We start from the raw sequence: 6,171 nt of genomic DNA on the forward strand, positions 1-6,171 counted from the left end.
CAGTTGCAGCAACAACTAGGATACCACCATCCATTTGAGCAGCACCAGTGATCATGTTTTTAACATAATCGGCGTGTCCAGGACAGTCTACGTGTGCGTAGTGACGAGTAGGAGTATCGTACTCAACATGAGAAGTTGAGATTGTGATACCACGCTCGCGCTCTTCTGGAGCGTTATCGATAGATGCGAAGTCTTTAGCAACACCACCGTACACTTTTGCAAGTGTAGTACAGATAGCAGCAGTTAGAGTTGTTTTACCGTGGTCAACGTGGCCGATAGTACCAACGTTAACGTGCGGTTTTACGCGTTCGAATTTTTCTTTAGACATGGATAGTCCCTCTGGGCACGGTATTTAGTGGCATTACGACCACACAACCAAACATGGGTTTGTTGAGTATATAACAAATTGATAAATATTGACTGAAGAGTGGTGCTAATAGGCAGATTCGAACTGCCGACCTCACCCTTACCAAGGGTGCGCTCTACCAACTGAGCTATATCAGCACACAAGAAGTGTGGAGCGGGCAGCGGGAATCGAACCCGCGTCATCAGCTTGGAAGGCTGAGGTAATAGCCATTATACGATGCCCGCAAAAACTTATTTACTCGTAGCGCTATTTAACTATTTGAAAATGGTGGTGGGGGAAGGATTCGAACCTTCGAAGGCAGTGCCGGCAGATTTACAATCTGCTCCCTTTGGCCACTCGGGAACCCCACCGAAATTCTTGAAACTGGTGCCGACTACCGGAGTCGAACTGGTGACCTACTGATTACAAGTCAGTTGCTCTACCTACTGAGCTAAGTCGGCTTAATTGATGCGCATTCTAGATAATGATGATTTTTGATGCAATAGCTTAACGGCTTTTTTTTATGCTTTTTTTATCAATTGTCGTAAATTTATCCATTATCGACATTTCGCATACAAAGCAAGCCCTTCAAGTACCAATTCTGAGCGGTGATTATAATTTTTAATATCCGTAATAGGTAGATGTCTTACCCCTCCACCACATAACACCACCACAGGCTCAGCATCTAGCTTTTCACGCGCCTCTTTTAAACCATATTCAATCAAGCCAATCAAGGCCGCACGACAACCATTTTTAAGCCCATCAGCAGTATTGTCAGCTAACCGCAAACTATTGCAATGTTCATGATCAGAAAACACCTTGGTAGTATTTTCTAACACCACTTTCATCATTAATTGATAGCCTGGTGCAATCCAGCCACCAAGATGCTTTCCATCACCACTTAAAACATCAAATGTTAACGCTGTACCAATATCAACGATGACGGTCGGACGCTTAAACTCTTGATGGATAGCCACTAAGGTTAACCACCTATCAACACCTAAATACTGATATTCGTTATAACCATTTTTAACCCCAAAGTCCTTACGCATTGTTTTCACTTGTAATACAGGAATATTTGCCACTTGTGCAATACGCTGGATGGTATTATCAACCTCAACGGGACCAACACTCGCAAAAACAATCCGCTTAATTCTTTGCTCTAAAATAGGATCAAGTACTAGCTCTAATTTTTTACTCGGATATTTACCGATTAACTCTATCTGACCACTTGTTTGTAATAGGGCAACCTTAACGTAAGTATTACCCGCTTCAATTAATAATTGCATCAACAACCTCTAAGGCTGATTTCACCACCAACATAAGCAGTAATACCATTGTCAGTTTCAAGTAATAACGCGCCTTGCTCATTAATACCACGAGCAATACCCTCAACAACCCGCTCACCAATGAGTAATTTTACTGGGCGATTTAAAAAGTTATCAATTTTATTCCAACGCTCAACAAAACCACGAAGACCAACCTCTTCATACTCATTTAAAGTTTGATGAATACGAGCAATTAATGTCGCCGCTAACACGTTACGCGATGGTAACGGCGTACAGGCAGCACTTAAATTGGTCCATGCTTGATCAATCATATCGGTAGCAACTGTCGGCATGGCAATATTCAATCCCATTCCAATCACCAAATGAGCAGCATCGCCAGCTTTTCCGGTCATCTCAACTAAAATACCAGCTAATTTTTGATCATGACAATAAAGATCATTGGGCCATTTCACTCGAATATCTGGCGCACCAAATTGCTGCAAGGTTTCAGCAATAGCTACACCAACCACCAAACTTAATCCCATCGCAGCCGCCACACCAGCCTCTAAACGCCAGTAGGTAGATAAATAGAGATTACTGCCAAAAGGAGACTGCCACTGTCGGCCTCGTCGCCCGCGGCCAGCTTGTTGATATTCAGCCAGGCAGACTGCACCACTTGGTAATTGACCAATCTGATTAAGCAAATGTTGATTAGTCGAATCAATCACTGGGATCAATTCTAGCTGTGGACAACTGACTAATTCAGTAATACGTTTACTATCAAGTAATTCAATCGGTGCAGCTAAACAATAACCTTTACCCTGGACACTATATAAATCGAGCCCCCACTGCTGAATAATCTTAATTTGCTTAGCGACTCCAGCGCGTGACATACCTAATGCCGATCCCAATTGTTCACCGGAATGAAACTGACCATCGGCTAATAAGCGAATAAGGGCTAAACGCGTTGAATGCTCTTTCATTATGCTAATATCTCATTCAAATGTGTCTCAGCATTCGCAGCCATAAATCGCACTTCATGTTCCAAAACAACACCAAACTTTGCTACAACACTATCAACCACATATTGTGCAAGACAAATAACATCCTGCGCTGTCGCTGTTCCTACATTAGTTAATACTAATGCTTGCTGTGGGTGTACTTTCGCACCACCAATTTGATGTCCTTTAAGACCACATTGATCGATCAACCAACCAGCAGCTAGCTTTACTTGATTATCATCAACACCATAACTAGGCATTGCCGGATAGTCAACAAGTAGCTTATTACGTAATGTTTTGGAAATAATAGGATTTTTAAAAAAACTACCTGCATTACCAATTTCTGCAGGATCGGGGAGCTTTGCTTTACGAACCGTACATACTGCATCAAACACTTGCTGAATCGTCACCGTTGCCACATCAAACTGATTTAAAGGTGCATAAGCTATCTGAGGCTGCCATAGTTTGGGTAAACAAAAACCAACAGCGACAATAATATGACCATCTTTTAATTGATGTTTAAAGATCGAATCCCGATAACCAAATTCACAAGCAGCGGCTTCATAGCGGCTAACGTTATTGGTGTTAACGTCAAGTACATCAACGTACTGACAAACATCTTTGAGTTCAATGCCATAAGCACCAATGTTTTGAATGGGTGATGAGCCAACACAACCAGGGATTAGGGCTAAATTTTCTAAACCACCAATCTTATGTTTTACACACCAGCTCACTAGTTGATGCCAATCCTCACCACCGCCGACATGCAAACAAAAACTTGTGTCAGTTTCTGTTAACGTAATACCTTTAATCCGGTTAAGAATAATCACACCTTGATAGTCTTCACAAAAAAGTAAATTACTTCCTTGACCTACTACTAACTTAGGCATTGTATTAAAGTTTGAATCGTGCCAAATATTAACAAAATCATCAATACTTTCAGCTTCAACAATCTGTGCGGCTACAGCATCAATACCAAAGGTATGATAAGGCGCTAACCCATGATCAGGTAAAACTTTCATGTTAATTTAAGACCATATCTTTATACTAATTCATTTATTTTACCCGATTCAATCCCACAACGCAGTGTTTTCCCATGAGCCAAATTCACTATCAGCAGTTAAATCCAATTCGATTACCTATCATTAATAAACTCTATAAAGATTTTTATCCCGCAGGCAAAGCAAAACGTGATGAAGTTCTATGGGTTGGCGAATCACAGCAAGGGGTTATTTGTTGTGTTCGATTTAAATATATTGGTGAGCTACAACTATTAACTGGAATGTTAGTTAAGCCAGAATACCGAGGTCAGAAAATTGCAACCCAATTACTACAACACGCTATACCTCAGATAAATCAAAAACCTTGTTATTGCTTTGCATTTAAAGAGCTTGAGACGCTCTATCAGCATGCTGGGTTTATTACTCTAGAGCCTCAACAACTACCACATGATTTACAGCAACGATTTGAGCGTTACTGTAATAGTGGAAAAAAACTGATCCCGATGCACTATATTGCTCAGCCATAATCATAAATTAGTGAGGTGGTCATATATCTAGCAATGAAGTAGGTTGACTTGACACTTTTTCTGGTATAATTCGTTCCTTAACTCAAATTTATCTTCTTATAGATCGTGTAAACGAGGCGATAATGGATTCAGCTATTGCTAACAGGCAGTATATAGATCAACTGCCGTGTATTGCGCACAAGCCCGAAAATTTAGAGACTCTTTTTGACGCGAGCTCTTTCAGAAAGCGTTTATACCAAGAAATTGATTCGGCACAGCAACGCATTTATATCGTTGCTCTTTATCTGCAAGATGACGAGGCTGGTCGCGGTATATTGACTGCGCTATACGAAGCAAAGCAACGTAATCCAGCGCTAGATATTAAAGTCTTCGTTGATTGGCATCGTGCCCAACGTGGCCTCATTGGTGCAACCCAATCTGATGGTAATGCGGCTTTATACCGTGAATATGCAGAGAAATACCAACACCCAATAGAAGTGCTTGGTGTGCCTGTACGTAATCGTGAAGTTTTTGGTGTATTACACTTAAAAGGCTTTATTATCGATGATACGGTGATATATAGCGGCGCTAGCCTTAATGACGTTTATCTCGCACAACACGACCGTTACCGTTACGATCGCTACCATGTTATTAAAAACAGCAAACTCGCAAATAGCATGGCAACATTTATCACTGAAACCTTAGTCGAAAGTGATGCTGTTAATTGTTTAAATCAAGCGGTACGTCCCGATACAAAATCTTTAAAAAGTGCAATTAAAGATCTTCGTGCAGAATTACAACAAGCAAGTTATCACTATACTGCAGAAACGATTGCTGCCGATGAAGTAGGCTTAACGCCATTAATTGGCTTAGGTAAACGTCGTAACCAGCTCAATCAAGAAATTTGTGCATTAATTGCAAGCTCACAGCATGAATTAACAATTTGCACGCCCTATTTCAACTTTCCACGTGGTGTAAGCAAAGAAGTTATTAAAGCATTAAAACGCGGAGTTAAAATTACTATCGTTGTAGGCGATAAAACGGCTAATGACTTTTATATTCCACCATCAGAGCCTTTTAAAACTATTGCTGGTTTACCTTATCTTTACGAAGTAAACCTACGTAATTTTGCTAAAAATAATGAGTCCGCAATCGCAAGTCGCCAATTAGCGATTCACCTTTGGAAGCATGATAACAATAGTTTTCACCTTAAAGGGATCTGGGTTGATAGCCAATATATGCTTGTTACAGGTAATAACTTAAACCCTCGCGCATGGAAACTTGATTTAGAAAATGCCATTCTAATTCATGATAAGAACCAACTTCTAGCTCCTCAAACTCAACAAGAAATTGATTGTATCCTTACCCACACCACGTTGATTGGTAGCTACAAACAAATTGAAAAGATTGACAGTTATCCACCCCAAGTGAAGAAGTTAATTAAGCGGATCCGTCGTGTAAAGGCCGATCATATCCTTAATCAAATCCTATAACATCACTACAATGCGCAGCAATTACATAATTTGCTGCGCAATATCTCTACTTCTTAACCATTCCCCGACCAATACCTACTATCAAATTCAGAGCTATTACATCTATTTAAACAGTGGCATACTTAATTATAGATCTCTTTAATAATGACAAAATAGACATACCGACATCAACCCCCTCTTCGTGATATAACACTAGCTCTCCAAAAAGTTAATCAAATGAACAACTACGCTATAGCTACCCTTTCCTACAGACGAAAAAAAACCTGAATCGTTAGACTCAGGTTTCTTATGCCATACAGTACATCAGCGCGCATTTCAGCATGGTAAGCAACGAAGCTTCTCAATAGAAAGTTAACCGACTGAACTACCACATTATAATTATCATTTTCTACAGATGAAAAAAAACCTGAATCGTTAGATTCAGGTTTTTTTAATAATGGCGGAGTGGACGGGACTCGAACCCGCGACCCCCGGCGTGACAGGCCGGTATTCTAACCAACTGAACTACCACTCCGCAGTGTCTATTCAGCATTTAAGCAATTTGAAGCCTGGCGAT

General features: G+C 40.5%; 6 protein-coding genes and 5 tRNA genes. 2 read left to right on the top strand and 9 right to left on the bottom strand.

The window, feature by feature from the left end; all coding sequences use genetic code 11:
* From C0W29_RS21290 to murB, 8 genes are all read right to left on the bottom strand, one after another.
* Nucleotides 1–328 (bottom strand): GTP-binding protein (locus C0W29_RS21290; protein WP_235869059.1); only part of this gene is annotated, 328 nt, incomplete at its 3' end.
* Between the two features lie 100 nt (nt 329–428).
* Nucleotides 429–504, bottom strand: a tRNA-Thr gene (locus C0W29_RS21295).
* Nucleotides 505–516: 12 nt separating this feature from the next.
* Nucleotides 517–591, bottom strand: a tRNA-Gly gene (locus tag C0W29_RS21300).
* 41 nt (nt 592–632) lie between these two features.
* Nucleotides 633–717 (bottom strand) — tRNA-Tyr (locus C0W29_RS21305).
* Nucleotides 718–731: 14 nt separating this feature from the next.
* Nucleotides 732–807, bottom strand: a tRNA-Thr gene (locus C0W29_RS21310).
* A 96-nt stretch (nt 808–903) separates the two neighbouring features.
* Entirely contained in the window at nt 904–1,635 is a 732-nt protein-coding gene (locus C0W29_RS21315) for a type III pantothenate kinase (protein ID WP_036788971.1), read from the bottom strand.
* Nucleotides 1,635–2,597, bottom strand: coding sequence for a bifunctional biotin--[acetyl-CoA-carboxylase] ligase/biotin operon repressor BirA (birA, locus tag C0W29_RS21320; RefSeq protein ID WP_036788973.1), 963 nt, complete (start codon nt 2,595–2,597; stop codon nt 1,635–1,637). The genes C0W29_RS21315 and birA overlap by 1 nt, the downstream gene beginning before the upstream one ends.
* Entirely contained in the window at nt 2,597–3,637 is a 1,041-nt protein-coding gene (gene murB, locus C0W29_RS21325; protein ID WP_045044196.1) for a UDP-N-acetylmuramate dehydrogenase, read from the bottom strand. Before murB ends, birA begins: the two co-directional genes overlap by 1 nt.
* A gap of 74 nt (nt 3,638–3,711) precedes the next feature.
* Here murB and C0W29_RS21330 point away from each other — a divergent pair, with 74 nt between their 5' ends.
* Nucleotides 3,712–4,143, top strand: coding sequence for a GNAT family N-acetyltransferase (locus C0W29_RS21330; protein WP_045044195.1), 432 nt, complete (start codon nt 3,712–3,714; stop codon nt 4,141–4,143).
* A 122-nt stretch (nt 4,144–4,265) separates the two neighbouring features.
* Nucleotides 4,266–5,615: a CDP-diacylglycerol--serine O-phosphatidyltransferase gene (pssA, locus tag C0W29_RS21335; RefSeq protein WP_045044194.1), complete on the top strand. Its 1,350-nt coding sequence runs from the start codon at nt 4,266–4,268 to the stop codon at nt 5,613–5,615.
* A gap of 437 nt (nt 5,616–6,052) precedes the next feature.
* Here the strand turns inward: pssA and C0W29_RS21340 are convergent.
* Nucleotides 6,053–6,129 (bottom strand) — tRNA-Asp (locus C0W29_RS21340).
* Between the last annotated feature and the right edge of the window lie 42 nt (nt 6,130–6,171).

The organism is Photobacterium kishitanii (assembly GCF_003026355.1).
Lineage (GTDB): Bacteria > Pseudomonadota > Gammaproteobacteria > Enterobacterales > Vibrionaceae > Photobacterium > Photobacterium kishitanii.

What these genes read in the sequence shown, in the direction of transcription:
- pssA (WP_045044194.1), top strand. Translation starts at nt 4,266, where the DNA reads ATGGATTCAGCTATTGCTAACAGGCAGTATATAGATCAACTGCCGTGT.
- C0W29_RS21330 (WP_045044195.1), top strand. Translation starts at nt 3,712, where the DNA reads ATGAGCCAAATTCACTATCAGCAGTTAAATCCAATTCGATTACCTATC.
- murB (WP_045044196.1), bottom strand. Translation starts at nt 3,637, where the DNA reads ATGAAAGTTTTACCTGATCATGGGTTAGCGCCTTATCATACCTTTGGT.
- C0W29_RS21315 (WP_036788971.1), bottom strand. Translation starts at nt 1,635, where the DNA reads ATGCAATTATTAATTGAAGCGGGTAATACTTACGTTAAGGTTGCCCTA.
- birA (WP_036788973.1), bottom strand. Translation starts at nt 2,597, where the DNA reads ATGAAAGAGCATTCAACGCGTTTAGCCCTTATTCGCTTATTAGCCGAT.